Source organism: Occallatibacter gabretensis, from assembly GCF_001449115.1.
GTDB classification, from domain to species: domain Bacteria; phylum Acidobacteriota; class Terriglobia; order Terriglobales; family Acidobacteriaceae; genus Telmatobacter; species Telmatobacter gabretensis.
Window position 1 is genome coordinate 637,914 of record NZ_LAIJ01000009.1, and the last position, 14,785, is coordinate 652,698.

13 protein-coding genes are annotated in these 14,785 nt (G+C 57.6%); 8 read left to right on the plus strand and 5 right to left on the minus strand.

The window, feature by feature from the left end:
* Positions 1-208 precede the first annotated feature (208 nt).
* Positions 209-613, minus strand: a complete 405-nt coding sequence (locus VO84_RS08965) for an ArsR/SmtB family transcription factor (protein WP_058187315.1) — start codon at positions 611-613, stop codon at positions 209-211.
* A gap of 73 nt (positions 614-686) precedes the next feature.
* Between VO84_RS08965 and VO84_RS08970 the strand changes: the two genes are divergently transcribed.
* Genes VO84_RS08970 through VO84_RS08980 form a run of 3 tightly spaced genes read left to right on the plus strand, consistent with a single transcriptional unit; the run spans position 687 to position 2,708 of the window.
* A complete protein-coding gene (locus tag VO84_RS08970) occupies positions 687-1,535 on the plus strand; it encodes an arsenite methyltransferase (protein ID WP_058188671.1) in 849 nt (282 codons plus the stop codon).
* A gap of 4 nt (positions 1,536-1,539) precedes the next feature.
* Positions 1,540-2,031, plus strand: coding sequence for an arsenate reductase ArsC (locus VO84_RS08975; protein WP_058187316.1), 492 nt, complete (start codon positions 1,540-1,542; stop codon positions 2,029-2,031).
* Positions 2,028-2,708 (plus strand): aquaporin, encoded by a 681-nt coding sequence (locus VO84_RS08980; protein ID WP_058187317.1) that lies wholly within the window; start codon positions 2,028-2,030, stop codon positions 2,706-2,708. Before VO84_RS08975 ends, VO84_RS08980 begins: the two co-directional genes overlap by 4 nt.
* Before the next feature lie 375 nt (positions 2,709-3,083).
* On the opposite strand, the gene VO84_RS08985 is transcribed toward VO84_RS08980, so the two are convergent.
* From VO84_RS08985 to VO84_RS08995, 3 genes are all read right to left on the minus strand, one after another.
* On the minus strand, positions 3,084-5,195 hold the full coding sequence (locus VO84_RS08985; RefSeq protein ID WP_157439809.1) for a S9 family peptidase: 2,112 nt from the start codon (positions 5,193-5,195) through the stop codon (positions 3,084-3,086).
* 67 nt (positions 5,196-5,262) lie between these two features.
* Entirely contained in the window at positions 5,263-5,901 is a 639-nt protein-coding gene (locus tag VO84_RS08990; RefSeq protein ID WP_058187319.1) for a CoA transferase subunit B, read from the minus strand.
* A gap of 13 nt (positions 5,902-5,914) precedes the next feature.
* Positions 5,915-6,616, minus strand: coding sequence for a CoA transferase subunit A (locus VO84_RS08995; RefSeq protein ID WP_408033306.1), 702 nt, complete (start codon positions 6,614-6,616; stop codon positions 5,915-5,917).
* A gap of 176 nt (positions 6,617-6,792) precedes the next feature.
* On the opposite strand from VO84_RS08995, the gene VO84_RS09000 reads away from it, so the two are divergent.
* The 5 genes from VO84_RS09000 (at position 6,793) to VO84_RS09020 (ending at position 13,812) form a co-directional block, all read left to right on the plus strand.
* Positions 6,793-7,953, plus strand: a complete 1,161-nt coding sequence (locus VO84_RS09000) for an acyl-CoA dehydrogenase (protein ID WP_058187321.1) — start codon at positions 6,793-6,795, stop codon at positions 7,951-7,953.
* Between the two features lie 13 nt (positions 7,954-7,966).
* Entirely contained in the window at positions 7,967-9,661 is a 1,695-nt protein-coding gene (locus tag VO84_RS09005) for an acyl-CoA carboxylase subunit beta (RefSeq protein WP_058187322.1), read from the plus strand.
* Positions 9,662-9,666: 5 nt separating this feature from the next.
* Positions 9,667-10,551, plus strand: coding sequence for a hydroxymethylglutaryl-CoA lyase (locus VO84_RS09010; RefSeq protein ID WP_058187323.1), 885 nt, complete (start codon positions 9,667-9,669; stop codon positions 10,549-10,551).
* The gene (locus VO84_RS09015) at positions 10,548-11,336 is read left to right on the plus strand and encodes an enoyl-CoA hydratase/isomerase family protein (protein ID WP_058187324.1); all 789 of its coding nucleotides are present in this window, start codon (positions 10,548-10,550) and stop codon (positions 11,334-11,336) included. The genes VO84_RS09010 and VO84_RS09015 overlap by 4 nt, the downstream gene beginning before the upstream one ends.
* Positions 11,337-11,604: 268 nt before the next feature.
* On the plus strand, positions 11,605-13,812 hold the full coding sequence (locus VO84_RS09020; protein ID WP_058187325.1) for an alpha-N-acetylglucosaminidase: 2,208 nt from the start codon (positions 11,605-11,607) through the stop codon (positions 13,810-13,812).
* Here VO84_RS09020 and VO84_RS09025 read toward each other — a convergent pair.
* Entirely contained in the window at positions 13,799-14,767 is a 969-nt protein-coding gene (locus VO84_RS09025; RefSeq protein ID WP_058187326.1) for a carbohydrate kinase family protein, read from the minus strand. The two genes, VO84_RS09020 and VO84_RS09025, sit on opposite strands and share 14 nt — an antisense overlap.
* Positions 14,768-14,785: the final 18 nt, after the last annotated feature.

A 14,785-nucleotide genomic window follows, 5' to 3' on the forward strand; every position in this document is an offset into this window, starting at 1 on the left:
CAGTATTGGTGCCGTTGTTTGTACGGTGCGGCGAGCCGCTATGCCACAGAAGCCGATGCCACTGTAAGGTCAATAAATGCAGGGCTTTGATGCTTCGTCCAGTAAGAGCAATGGGAAAGTTCCCGTCCATTGCCGGAAGCGAATAAATCACGAGACTCGCGCTTTCGTCGGTGAGCCCATTCCTTCCGAGAAGTCGACTCATCGGTACCTATCGTGTTTGCGATAAAGTCATAGGCATCGGCGCACCCTGCAACGTTGCGAAGCTTTGAGGCGCGCAACAGGCGTGCCCCAACCGTACAAGATCAGCTTTCATGGCCCGGTCTGTTCCGAAAGACTTAAGAGTTGCGTCGAGAATGGACGCCGCTCCTGTGTCATCTGGCCGCTCAATGCGGTAATGCATCCACTTGCCCTCGCGTCTCGCCTCTACTATCCCTGCACGGCGAAGGTAGGCGAGGTGCCGAGATATCTTCGGTTGCCCTTGCTTCAGTATTTCGACGAAGTAACAGACACAGACTTCGCGGCCGTTCATGAGATTCAGCAGCCGCAAACGAGTGGGATCAGCAAGCGCTGAAAATAGCTTCACTAGATCGAATGACTGTGGAGTTCGAGTCATTTAATAAATATACGCCTTGACGGATATGTTCCGTTGGTCATATATTCGCCTTAGCGCATATGAGGTGCTGGCCATGGACAATCAAACCGCCGTTCGTGAAAAATATGGCTCGATAGCGAGGAGCGTAACGAATTCCGGGGCGACTGCGTGTTGCGATCCTGCAATGCGTTGCTGCGATCCGATCACCAAAGATTTGTACAACGAGCAAGAGACAGGCACGCTTCCTGAAAGTGCGGTCCTTGCATCGCTCGGATGCGGCAATCCAACCGCTCTAATCGAATTAAGAGAAGGTGAGACCGTTTTAGACCTTGGCTCTGGCGGTGGCATTGATGTGTTGCTTTCTGCAAAGCGAGTAGGGCCAAGTGGCAAGGCTTACGGTCTCGACATGACGGATGACATGCTTGCTCTGGCACGAGAGAATCAGCGGGAAGCGGGCGCGGTCAATGTCGAGTTTCTAAAGGGCGAGATTGAGGACATTCCGTTGCCGGATAACTCAGTCGACGTGGTCATCTCCAACTGCGTCATCAACCTGTCCGCAGATAAAGGGCGAGTCTTGCAAGAGGCATTTCGCGTTCTCCGGCCCGGCGGGCGCTTTGCAGTTTCGGATGTGGTGGTCAACGGTACAGTTCCGGAAGAGATACGGCAGAGTATGTTGCTTTGGGTGGGCTGCATCTCTGGAGCGCTTGAAAGAGAGGACTATCGCGCGAAGTTGACGACCGCAGGTTTTGCCAACATCAGCTTCGAGACAACACGCAGCTACAACATCGAGGACGCTCGTGTATTCCTGACCGAAGCGGGCATTGCAGTGGACGAGATTGCACCTTTGGTCGAAGACAAGTTCCAGAGTGCCTTTATCCGTGCCACCAAGCCGAATGAAGCCTGTTGCGAGCCGGGTTGCTGCTCTCCAGATCAGAAAGGCTAACGCGATGTCGACCCACTACAACGTTTTATTTCTATGCACTGGAAATTCAGCGCGTTCCATACTCGCGGAGGCCATCCTTAACCATAGGAGCAAGGGCGAGTTCACTGCGTACAGTGCAGGCAGCCATCCCTCAGGAACGCCACGGCCCGAGGCATTGAAGCAGCTTGAATCAGCCGGGATATCAACGAACGGGCTACGCAGCAAATCGTGGGACGAGTTTGTAGCACCCGACGCGCCACACATGGATTTTGTCTTTACGGTTTGCGACAATGCCGCCAATGAAGTGTGTCCTTTCTGGCCCGGGCACCCGATGACCGCGCACTGGGGTATCGCCGATCCCGCGGCAGTGAAAGGATCGCCAGAGGAGATCGAACGCGCCTTCTGTGACGCTTTTGTCGTGCTGGACCGGAGAATTGGTCTCTTCCTTTCGTTGCCGATCGCAACTCTTCAGCAACTCGCTATCCAGAAAGAGATTGAAAGTATTGGTCGCTCATGAGGCCAAGTCTTTTGCGCCGCGCCGTCGCAGAGTTCGTGGGAACGCTGTTTCTGCTTGCAACAGTTGTCGGGTCCGGCATCATGGCAGAGAAGTTGGCGGCGGGTAATGGCGCTCTGGCTCTGCTGGCGAATACGATTGCCACGGGCGCGGTCCTCGTCGCATTGATCCTTACCTTTGGGCCTATCTCAGGGGCGCATCTCAATCCGGTTGTGACGCTTGCCGATGCCTGGCAGGGCGGGATCGCATGGCGCGAGACCCCGGCATATGTCGCGGCTCAGTTTGCCGGGGCATTTGCAGGCGTAGCCACGGCTCATCTGATGTTCGGGCTCACACTGTTCACTGCGTCGACGCACGTCCGCAGCGGCCACGCTCAGATATTCAGCGAGTTCATCGCTACCTTCGGCTTGCTCTCTGTTATTTGGGGATGCGCTAGGCATCGGCCCACTGGGGTACCGTTTGCGGTCGGTGCATACATCACCGCCGCTTATTGGTTCACCGCGTCCACTTCATTTGCCAATCCAGCCGTCACACTTGCCCGATCCGCAAGCAACACGTTTGCAGGTATCAGACCGGCAGATACAGCGGAGTTTGTCATCGCACAGTTGGCCGGGGCATTCGCTGCAACATTGCTCTTTCGGTGGCTAGCCCCAGCGGCTAGGGCGGCGGCCGTGGATTGACACCGATAAACGCGCTTCTCGTCCCTGAATTAAATCCACGAACATTCCGTATGCGAGCTCTCAGCAGTGAGGACCCGCTTAGCATGTTCAAATGCTGCGCCCGTTACTTTAGTCCATTGTCCTTTCGTACCGTCTTCCCACTCCAGATAGTTTGCATAGAATTAACCCCATTTGTGAAACACTCATAATCAGCAGAGAAAAGAAGGCCCGAATCCAAACCAGATTCGGGCCTTCGCATTCCCTCTCGTAACAGAAAAAAAAGGAAAAAATTCGCGTTTTTTCTTTATAGTAACCACTTTTTAGAAATCTATTATCGAAATAGTAAACACCATAAAATCAACATCAACGTTCTTCTTTTCAATTGTTTAACCCTATCTAAGGCTTTAACTCCCTCGACAGAAACTCGGCGGTCGCCTTGTAGCTCGACACCCAGTCCCGCCACAGCAGAAAGTCGTGGATCTCATCCGGGTAGACGATCTGCTCAAATGGCACATGCGCCGTGCGCAGCCGCTGCACCAGATCGACCATCTGGTTGAACGGAACATTCCGGTCGTCGTCGCCCTGGATCAGCAGCACCGGCGACTTCCATGTCGCAATCGAGGCATCCGGCGAGGACTCCCACGCCAGCTTCCGTGCCGCAATGTAGTCCGGGGCCTTGTTCGCCGTGGGGTCGTCCTCCTGGAAGATCACGCTCCAGTCATGCACGCCGTGATAATCCACGCCCGCGGCAAAGAGATCGGAGTTGCGGCTCAACGCCAGCGCCGTCAACAATCCACCATACGACCCGCCCCAGATGCCGATGCGCTTCGGATCCACCGCAGGCAAGGTCCCTAAAAACTTTGCCGCCGCCACCACATCCTTGTATTCGGAAGACCCGCGCCAGCCGCCATTCGGCGCTACGCGGAAGTCATGCCCATACATGATGCCCAGCCGGTAATTCACCGAGAGCACCGTAAAGCCCAGGCTCACCAGATACTGATTCTCGGCATAAGCATTGTGATAGTAAGGCCGATAGTTGAAGCCCAGCAGCATCTGCCGCATCGGCCCACCGTGAACGAAGATCACAGCAGGCCCGCGCCCTGCCTTGTTGGCAGGTTCAAACAGCTGCCCATGAATCGTCAGCCCATCCTCGCTCTGGAATGTCACCTGCTTGGGCGTGACCAGCTTGTCCGATGGAAAATCCTTGGGCAGCAGCGAGCCCGAAAGCAGAACCCGCTTGCCATTAGCCACGCGATACAACATCGCAGGCGTCGTCGCCGTAGATCCAAAGCAGATGAGCGTCTTGCCGTCGCCCGTTTCTGCCGGACTCCACTCAATCGTCTCGCCTGAGGTGAGCGCCTTCGGCGTACCGCCCGCCGCAGCCACGCTCCACAGGTGTCTGCGGTCAATGTCATTCTGATTCGATGAGTAGAGGACTGTCTTACCGTCGACGCTCATCTCCACATCTTCAATCTCGAACTCGCCCGGCGTCAGCAGCGTTGCCTTACCGCCGCGCAACGCGTCAATCGAGTACAAATGCCCCCATCCATCCTGCTCGGAGTCAAAGACAATCCGCTCGCCTGCCGCGTAATGGAATGAGCCGGAGGCAAAGTGCGGCAGCGAATCCCGCAAGCCCGCGCCGCTATGCCAGATTTCATGCGCTTTCAGAGTGTCCGTATCGGCAACCCAGATGGCCCACGACTCCGGCGTGCGAGGAATGATGGGCAGCTTATTCTGCTCGCCTGGAAGGCGCATAAATGCTACATGTTTGCCATCAGGCGACCAGCGCGGCTCAATGTCGCGGTCGACAGAAGGAGCGACGTAATCGGTCTTCACCAGCTTGCCGTCTTTCACCGCGGCAATCGCAAGGAAGGCATGATCCCCACGGCTCAGCGTGTAAGCAATGCGGTCTCCTTGCGGCGACCACTTCGGACTCTCCGGCGTGCCGCGTTCATCCGTTAAGCCGACCGCCTTGTCTTTACCCGCAATTTCGACAATCCAAATGCGATGCTTCGCCGTCCACATGGCCCAGCGCCCATCCGGCGAAATCTGAATATCCTCGCAGTCCTCGCTGCCACAGCCCATATCGCCGAGCAGCTTCGGCTCGCCTCCATGTACTGGCACGGCCCACGCCTGTTGCAGCGGTTGCGCAGGCTCCGTCGTAGGATTTGCGGCGCGGCCTTCATCGTTCAACTCGGTTCCGCGTGCGTACAGCACTGTACCGCCATCGGACGTGATCCGGACTGAATCGATCTCCTGTCCGTTGTCACCGATGTAATGCGTGAGCTGCCGTGGCGTAAACTCCGGTCCCTCGGCAATCCAGATATTTCGCTCACCCTTGCTGTTCAACACCCATGCAATCGTGGAACCATGCGCATCCGTTGCCAGATCCGAGAGAAACGGCGCGCTCATCACCTGCTCTACGGTGAAGGATTGTGCAGCAGCTATGGATGCAGCGAAGACGAAGAGCGCAGACAACGCCACGCGACGGTAAACAGAAAAATGCACGAGACCTCCCCAAAAATGGGCAGAGATAAGGCGTACTTCTTATGGAAATGAGTATAGAGACTGCAGCTCAGGCCAGCTGAAACCGCACAGGCACGCCGGTCCGCTCTGCAAGCTGCTCGCGCGTGACTCCTTCGGCCAGCTCCGTGACTGCGATGCCATCGGGAGTGACATCCATCACGCCAAGATCTGTGATGATGCGGTTTACTACACCTGCGCCAGTCAGCGGCAGCGTGCATTCCGGCAGCAGCTTGGGGCTTCCATCCGTGGCGTTATGCTCCATCAGAACGAGCACGCGCCGCACGCCGTTTACCAGGTCCATGGCCCCCCCCATGCCTTTCACGCGCTTGCCGGGAATCATCCAGTTAGCGAGATCGCCGCTTGCGGAAACCTGCATGGCGCCGAGAATCGCGAGATCGATATGCCCGCCGCGAATCATAGCGAAGGACTCTGCGCTTGAAAAGATGGCCGCGCCCTCAAGCAGCGTCACCGTCTCCTTGCCTGCATTGATCAGGTCGGCGTCTACTTCGCTTTCCAGCGGATATGGCCCCATGCCCAGGATGCCGTTCTCTGACTGCAGCACCACCGAGATGCCCGCGGGAATGTAATTTGCCACCAGCGTGGGCATGCCGATGCCGAGATTCACGTAATAGCCATCCTTGAGTTCAGCGGCGGCGCGCTGCGCCATCTGATTGCGGGTCCACGCCATCCCTTAACTCCTCTTAAGCATTCCGAACTGTCCGGCGCTCGATGCGTTTTTCCGGCGCGGGGTTATGCACCACGCGCTGCACATAAATGCCCGGCGTATGGATCTCATCCGGATCTAACTCGCCCGGCTCTACAATGATCTCTGCTTCCGCGATCGTGACTTTGCCGCACGAAGCCGCCATCGGATTAAAATTCCGTGCCGTCTTGCGATAGATGAGGTTGCCGAACCGGTCGGCCTTCCATGCCTTCACGAGTGCCAGGTCCGCTTGCATTCCGCGCTCCAGAATGTAGGTGTGCCCGTCAAACTCTTTGTGCTCTTTGCCCTCAGCCACCATCGTGCCAACGCCCGAGCGGGTGTAAAAGCCCGGTATGCCGGCGCCGCCGGCACGCATGCGTTCGGCCAGCGTGCCCTGCGGAACGAACTCCACCTCGAGCTCGCTGGCCAGAAACTGCCGCTCGAATTCGGCATTCTCGCCCACGTAGCTCGAAATCATCTTGCGAATCTGGCGCGTTTCAAGCAGCAGCCCGAGTCCCCAGCCATCTACGCCGGCGTTGTTGCTGGCAACGGCAAGGTTGCGTGCGCCGGTATCGCGCAGTGCAGCAATCAGCGCCTCCGGAATGCCGCACAGGCCAAAGCCTCCAACGGCCAGCAGCATTCCATCCCGCACAACGCCTTCAAGGGCCGCAGCCGCACTGGGCCAGAGTTTATTCATCATTCGTTCCCATAACGCCAGAGAAAAATAGCATGTTACACCAACGGGAAGAAACAGTAGCCAATTGCATTCCGGGTGATTGCCTCAGCTTGCTTCGCGATGCGATACTCGCGGTCGCATGATGTGGAAGCCAGGCGCATCTAAAGATAAAGCAGAGTTGTCATAAAAAGGAGTTCCGCATGGCAGTAAGTACCGCGAGCGCGGAGTTTGAGCTAACGGAAGAACAGGAAGAATTGCGGCGCGAGATACGCCGCTTTGCGGAACGCGAGATTGCCCCGCATGTGCGCGAGTGGGATGAGCATTCGACCTTTCCCACTGAAATCGTTCGGCAGCTTGGCCAGATGGGCCTGCTCGGCGTGATCTTTCCGCCGGAGCTGGGCGGCAGCGGCATGGGGTATGTGGAGTATGTGCTTGCCATTGAGGAGCTTTCGCGCGTGGATGGTTCCATCGGCATTATTGTGGCCGCGCATAATTCGCTCTGCACGAATCATCTTTATCTTGCTGGCAATGCGGAGCAACACAAACACTGGGTTACGCGGCTGGCATCCGGTGAATGGCTTGGATCATGGGGCCTGACAGAGCCGGGCGCAGGCTCTGACGCGCTGGGCGCGCGCACCACAGCAGTGCGCCGCGATAACGGCTGGGTGCTGAACGGCAGCAAGACCTTCATCACCAATGGCGGCAAAGCGGATTGCGCGCTGGTGATCGCGGTGACGGATCGCGAAAAGAAGAGCCATGGCTTGACAGCCTTCCTGGTGGAAAAAGGCACGCCGGGGTTTCGGCCCGGTAAAAAAGAAGACAAGCTCGGCCTGCGGGCCTCTGACACTTCTGAACTGATCTTTGAGGACTGCTTTGTGCCGGACGAGAACCGCATCGGTGCGGAAGGCGAAGGCTTCATCGACTCAATGCGCGTGCTGGATGGCGGGCGCATTTCGATTGCCGCGTTGGCGCTTGGTATTGCACATGGTGCTTACGATGCTGCGCGCAAGTATGCAAAGGAGCGGAAGCAGTTTGGTAAGGCAATTGCGGAGTTTCAGGCGATTCAGTTCAAGCTTGCAGATATGGCTACGCAATTGGAAGCTGCTCGCCAGCTGACGCTTCGCGCCGCGCGTATGAAGACAGCGGGCCGAAAGGTTACGCTTGAATCTTCCATGGCGAAGCTGTTTGCAAGCGAGGCTGCGGTGCGCATCTGCGACGAGTGCGTGCAGATTCACGGCGGCTATGGCTTCATCAAGGACTATCCGGCGGAGAAGTTCTACCGCGATGTAAAATTGTGCACCATCGGCGAGGGCACCAGCGAGATTCAGCGCATGGTAATTGCGCGCGAGATTTTGAAATAGCCGCGGAGAACGAATGAGCAATACATTGCCATCAAAGCTGGATACCAAAGCCGCGCGCTATGAGAAGAATCGCGAAGCTCTGCTTGTGCTGCTCGGCGCGATGCGCAGCGAACAGGAGACTATTCGGATTGGCGGCGGCGCGAAGGCGATTGACGCGCAACATGCCAAGAAGCGGCTGACGGTGCGCGAGCGGCTTGCGCTGTTGCTCGATCCCGACACGGCCTTTCTTGAGCTTGGCCTGTATGCAGCGTACGAGATGTATACGGAGTGGGGCGGTGCGCCTGCTGCGGGCGTTGTCACTGGCCTTGGGCGCGTGCATGGCAGGCTCGTGATGGTGATTGCGAATGATGCCACGGTGAAGGCAGGCGCGTTTTTTCCCATGACGGCGAAGAAGGTGATTCGCGCGCAGACGATTGCGCTTGAGAATCGCATTCCGACGATTTATCTTGTCGATTCTTCCGGCGTGTTTCTTCCTCTGCAGGAGGACGTCTTTCCGGATCAGGATGATTTTGGGCGTGTCTTTCGCAACAACGCAGTCATGTCAGCAAAGAATATTCCGCAGATCACGGCCATCATGGGTATGTGTGTGGCAGGCGGCGCGTATCTGCCCGTGATGACGGATACCGTGTTGATGACCGAGGGCAGCGGACTGTTTCTCGCAGGGCCCGCGCTGGTGCAGGCTGCGATTGGACAGAAAGTGGGCGCGGAAGAGCTCGGCGGAGCGACAATGCATGCGGAGATCTCCGGCACGGTAGATTTCAAGGAGCCGAGTGATGAGGCGTGCATCACACGTGTGCGGTCGCTGGTAGGAAAGCTAGGCGCGCGCGGCAGAGCGCCGTTTGATGCAATCGCTTTTAATCCGAAGAGAGACGCGCCACTGTATGTAGAAGAGGATTTGTACGGTCTGCTCGATCCTGATCCGGCGCGTTCCGGGACTAATACATACGACATACATGAAGTGATTGCGCGGTTAGTCGACAGATCAGAGTTCGACGAGTACCGCACAGGTTATGGACGCACACTGGTCTGCGGCTATGCGCGCATTGGCGGCTATGCCGTGGGCATTGTGAGCAACCAGAAGCAGCACCAGACTACGACCGCGGCGGGTGGTGATCGACGCACTGAGTTTGGCGGCGTCATTTATACGGAGAGCGCGGAGAAAGCCGCGCGCTTTATTCTCGACTGCAATCAGAGTTTGATTCCGCTGATCTTTCTGCATGACGTGAATGGCTTTATGGTGGGCCGCGACGCGGAGCAGAGCGGCATTATTCGCGCTGGAGCAAAGATGGTTGCGGCTGTTTCCAATTCTGTCGTCCCGAAGATCTCTGTCATCCTCGGCGGCAGTTTCGGCGCGGGGCATTACGCGATGTGCGGGAAAGCCTACGATCCACGTTTTCTCTTTGCGTGGCCAACGGCGCGTTACGCCGTGATGAGCGGGGCTTCGGCAGCGAATACGCTGGTGGAAGTGCGCGTGAAGCAGCTGGAGCGCGGTGGTCACGCGATCACGGATGAAGAGCGCAAGCAGATTTACGACGAGATCAAGAACACCTACGATGCGCAGGCCGATCCGCGATATGGAGCCGCGCGGCTGTGGATAGATGCGATTATCGATCCTGTTGACACGCGGGCTGCGCTGATTGCTGCGCTTGAAGCCGCCAGCCTGAACCCGGATGTTGCGGCGTTCAATCCGGGTGCAATTCAAACCTAAATCTGATGAGCCATGCTATCCAACTCGTCGAGTGTCCGCGCGATGCGTGGCAGGGATTGGCCGGTGTCATTCCTGCGGCGGCGAAGGCGGAGTATCTGGGCGCGCTGATCGCAGCGGGATTTACGCGCATTGACGCTGCGAGCTTTGTTTCGCCGCGCGCTGTTCCGCAGATGGCGGATTCTGAAGAAGTCCTTTCTCTACTCGATCTTCCACCAGGTGTGGAGATCATTGGCATTGTGGTCAATACGAAGGGTGCGGAGCGTGCAATTGCCACGGGTAAGGTTACGACGCTTGGTTTTCCGCATTCCATCTCGGCTGAATTTCTGCATCGCAATCAGAACCAGACGCCGGATGGATCGCTGGCGACACTTCAGGCGATCCAGGCTGCGGCGAATCAGGCCGGGCTGAGCCTTGTTGTGTATATATCGATGGCCTTTGGCAATCCATACAATGATCCGTGGAGTATCGATGCTGTTCTCGATGCGTGCCGAGAGCTTACCGCACGGGGAGCGCGACAGATTTCGCTTGCAGATACGGTCGGCGTTGCGGCTCCCAAGAAGATCGCAGGACTTTTTGCAGCAGTTCGCGCGGAAATGGACTCGTCTGTCGAAATTGGCCTGCATCTGCATGCGCGGCCGCATGAGGCAACAGCAAAGATTCGCGCGGCCTACCAGGCTGGATGCCGCAGGTTTGACACGGCACTCGCGGGACTCGGCGGCTGCCCCTTTGCGCAGGATGATCTTGTAGGCAACATTGCCACAGAGACAGCGCTTGCCGAGCTGGCGCAGCTTGGCGCGGAGCTTCCTGAACTTAAGCCGCTTGGGGAACTGATTGCGCTCTCGCGAGATTTCGGCAACCGCTACAGCCATGTTGCAGAGGACTCCTTATGACTCGTTATAAGACGCTGCTTACGGAGCAACCTGACGACGGCATTCTTACGGTAACGCTGCACAGGCCGGAGCGGCGCAACGCAATGACACCTGAGATGCGCGAGGAACTGATCGACGTCTTTGAGTCGACGCGTGACTCTGTGGAGATATTGATTCTTACCGGCGCGGGCGCGGCCTTCTGCGCGGGGCTGGATCTTACGGCGCTCGAAACGATTGCAGCGAGCTCTCCTGCGGAGCAGGAAGCGGACGCGCGGCGGATTGCGCATCTCTTTCGTACTCTTTATACCTTTCCAGCGCCAACGATTGCCGCTGTGAACGGACCTGCCATTGCCGGGGGCACCGGATTGGCGACGCTCTGCGACTTTACGCTGGCTGCGCCGGAGGCGAAGTTTGGTTACACCGAGGTCCGCATCGGGTTTATTCCGGCGATTGTCTCGGCATTTCTTGCGATACAGATTGGCGAGAAGCAGGCGAAGGGTCTTTTGCTCTCAGGCCGCGTTTTTGATGCTCACCGGTCACATGCGCTAGGGCTTGTGGACGAGATTGTTGAGCCTGCAAGCTTGCTGACGCGGGCCCATGCGCTAGCGCAGGAGCTTCTTGCAAATAGTTCTGCCGCGATGCGCCAGACCAAGGCGCTCTTTCTGGCGCAGAGTCTTCCGGCGCTCGACCACAGCATTGAGGCTGCGATTGCTGCGAATGCGGAAGCCAGACAACATCCCGACTTTCGCGAAGGAGTGCGAGCCTTCCTTGAAAAGCGCAAGCCGCAGTGGGTGCGTGGTAAGTAATTGAAGTTACTAAGCTTGTGAGCGATTTCGTGCGTTTACTATTTCGATAACAGGTCTCAAAAAAGTGGTTACTTTTCCAAAAAAATTAGAATTTTTTCCTTTTTTTGTGAACCAGAGCTAAAAACAGAACGGCCCAAATCCATGCTGGATTCGGGCCGTTTTTCTCTGCTCATTATGAGTAAAGCACAAACGGGCATAATTCTACGCACGAGATTTCCACAGATCAGGGAAATATTTTCGGGATGGTACGACGCCTATTCTTGTAGGGATGAAAAATCGTATCCATACACGCCGCCGTTTTCTTGAGATCTCCGGCGCAGCGGCCCTGGCTGCTGCCGCGCCATTGCACATGACGGCACTGACGAGCGGGCCGTCTGCCGCCGCGAGCACTGCTGCGCTGAATGCGGCTCTGCAAAGGCTGCTCGGCGAATATGCGAAGCAGGTTCATTTGCGAGTCGCAGCGCAATCCGGTGCAGAGAGTTTTCACATCTCCGGCAGTACGGGAAATATTCTTGTCGAAGGCTCGTCGCCTTCCGCCGTGATGATGGGCGTGAACTGGTACCTGAAGTATGTGGCAGGCGTGAGCATCAGCTGGAATGGCGACTGCCTGAACCGATTGCCTAAGATGCTGCCCGCACCCGCGACTCCGATTATGCAAACAGCGAGCGTGCCGCATCGCTTTGCGCTGAATGACACTAACGATGGATACACCGGCCCTTACTGGCGATGGGAGCAGTGGGAGCGGATGATTGACGTGCTGGCGCTGCACGGCATCAATGAAGTGCTGGTGTACATGGGCGCGGAGGCGGTGTATCAGCAGACCTTTCGCAAGTTTGGCTACACGGATGAGGAATTGCGGGCCTGGTTTCCGACACCGGCGCATCAGCCGTGGTGGCTGCTGCAGAATCTTTCAGGCTGGGTTGGGCCAACAGTGCCGCAGCATTTGATTGATGCGCGCGCGGAGCTTGGCGCAAAGATCACGCGGCGGCTGCGCGAGCTGGGCATGGTGCCTGTGTTTCCCGGCTATTACGGTATGGTCCCGGATAATTTTGCCGCGAAGAATGCAGGCGCGAATGTGATTCCGCAGGGCGATTGGCTGGGATTGAAGCGGCCCGATTGGCTGAACCCCACGAGCGAGATTTTTGCGCGCGTGGCGGAAGAGTTTTATCGCGCGCAGGAGCGAGTGCTGGGGCCTTCCACGATGTTCAAGATGGATCCACTGCATGAAGGCGGCAAGCAGGGTGGCGTGGATCTGGGACGCGTGGCTGATGCGATTGCGGCAGCGCTTGAGCGGGCCCATCCAGGGGCGACGTGGGCGATTCTGGGATGGCAGAGCAATCCGAAGCATGAGCTGCTGGCGGGAATTCGCGACAAGAGCAAGGTGCTGATTCTGGATGGCCAATCCGAACGCTTTGCGTACAAGGACCGCGAGACTGAGTGGGACTCGACGCCGTATGCGTTTGGCAGCATCTGGAACTTTGGTGGGCACACGGCGATTGGCGCGAATGCGGGCGTGTGGAACGAACGCTACTTTCTGCAGCTTGCAAAAGCGGGAAGCAAGCTGCAGGGGATTGCGGTGATGCCGGAGGCGAGCTGCAATAATCCTGCGGCCTTTGCGCTGCTGACGGAGATGGCATGGCGACATGAACAGTTGGATCTGCCGAAGTGGTTTGCGGATTGGGCGGCGTATCGCTACGGCGGGCGCGATGCAAATGCGGCGCGTGCATGGGAGGTGCTGCGCGCGACGGCGTATGACGAAAAGGCCGGCGAGTGGAGTGAATCGCACGACAATCTTTTTTCAACGCAGCCCAGCCTGACGGCCAACTCCGGCGCTTCGTTCAGCCCGCATGAAGCGCGATACGATCTTGCGGCCTTTGCGAAAGCGATTGGGCCGCTGCTCGATGTACGGGCTGAGCTGCGTGCGAGCTCAGCGTATCGCTATGACCTGGTGGATGTGGCGCGGCAGACGCTGGCAGATCAGAGCCGCGTTATGCTGCCGAAGATACAGGCTGCGTACACGGCGAAGGACGCGGCGAAGTTCCGCGAGCTGACGGCGCAGTGGATGGAGAAGATTGCACTGTTAAATAAAATTGTCGGCACGGATGAGGCATTTCTGTTCGGCCCGTGGCTGGCAGCGGCGCGGGCTGCCGGAAAGACAACTGCGGAACAGCATGAGTTCGAGTTTGATGCACGCAGCCTGCTGGTGGAGTGGGGTCCGGCGGCGTCTGCGCCTACGAATATTCATGACTATGCTAACCGCGAGTGGAATGGGCTGCTGGAGTTTTATGCGGAGCGCTGGAAGCTGTACTTTGACTCTCTTCAGACGGCGATTGAGAAGAATGAGCCGGCAAACACGATTGACTGGTTTGCAGTGCATGAGAGCTGGGCGAAGCGGACCAATCGCTATGCGGAGCGGCCTGAGGGCGATGCGTACGCCGTGGTACGCGGGGCGATTGCGGCGATTACGACTTCGTAGTAAGGCCCGCGAAGTTGTGCTCGTGCAGGAACTGGTCGCGGAGTGCGGCATCGCGGAAGGCTTCTGTGCCGCCGGGGCGGAGCGTGGAAAGCGCGCCGGTGATGTTGCCTACGCGCGCTGCTTCCTCGTAGCTTGCGCCGCGTAGGAATGCGAAGAGGAAGCCTGAATTGAAGCTATCACCGGCGCCGATGGTATCAACGGGAGTGACAGTGACGCCCGGAACGACGATGCGCTTGTTCTCGACCTGTACCACTGCGCCGCTTTTGCCGCATTTCACAGCGATGGCAGGCACTTTTGCCGAGAGCGCGGTGAGGGCTTCATCAAGATTATTGCGGCGTGCGATTTTGAGGATTTCATTTTCGTTAGGCAGAAGGATATCAACGTAATCGAGAAGCTCATGCAGCACGCCTTCCCATCGGTCTTCGGGATCGTCGTTGGTGTCGAGCGAGATGGTGAGGCCGTCGCGCTTGAGATCGCGGAAGAGTTGAGGAAGATCTTTTTCAAGCCCGCGATGCAGGAAGAGCGACGAGAGATGGAAGTGGCGGGCTGAGGCAAGATATTCGTAGTCGAGATCGGCACGCGACATCTCAGCCATGACGCCGGGATAAGTGAACATGCGACGCGTGGCTCCGTGCGGCAGAATGATGGTTACGCCGGTGGTTGCCGAGCCGTTGGAGCGCGTGACATGCGACAGATCGACGCCGGACTCGTTGAGGCGGTCAAGGGCAATGGAGCCGAGCGAGTCTGCCGCGGGGTTTATACCGACGCGCGTGATGAAGCCGACCTGTGCGCCAAGCACGGCAAGATTGTGCGCCAGGATGGCGGAAGAGCTGCCGAGTGTCAACTGAAAATCGCTGGCCAGCAACTCGCGCTCGACCGGCAGCTCCGTGGGAAGGCCGTAGAGAATGAGGTCGAGGTTGATCTCTCCGGCGATGGCAATATCTAGCTTTTTCATGCTGTGGGTGGCGACTGT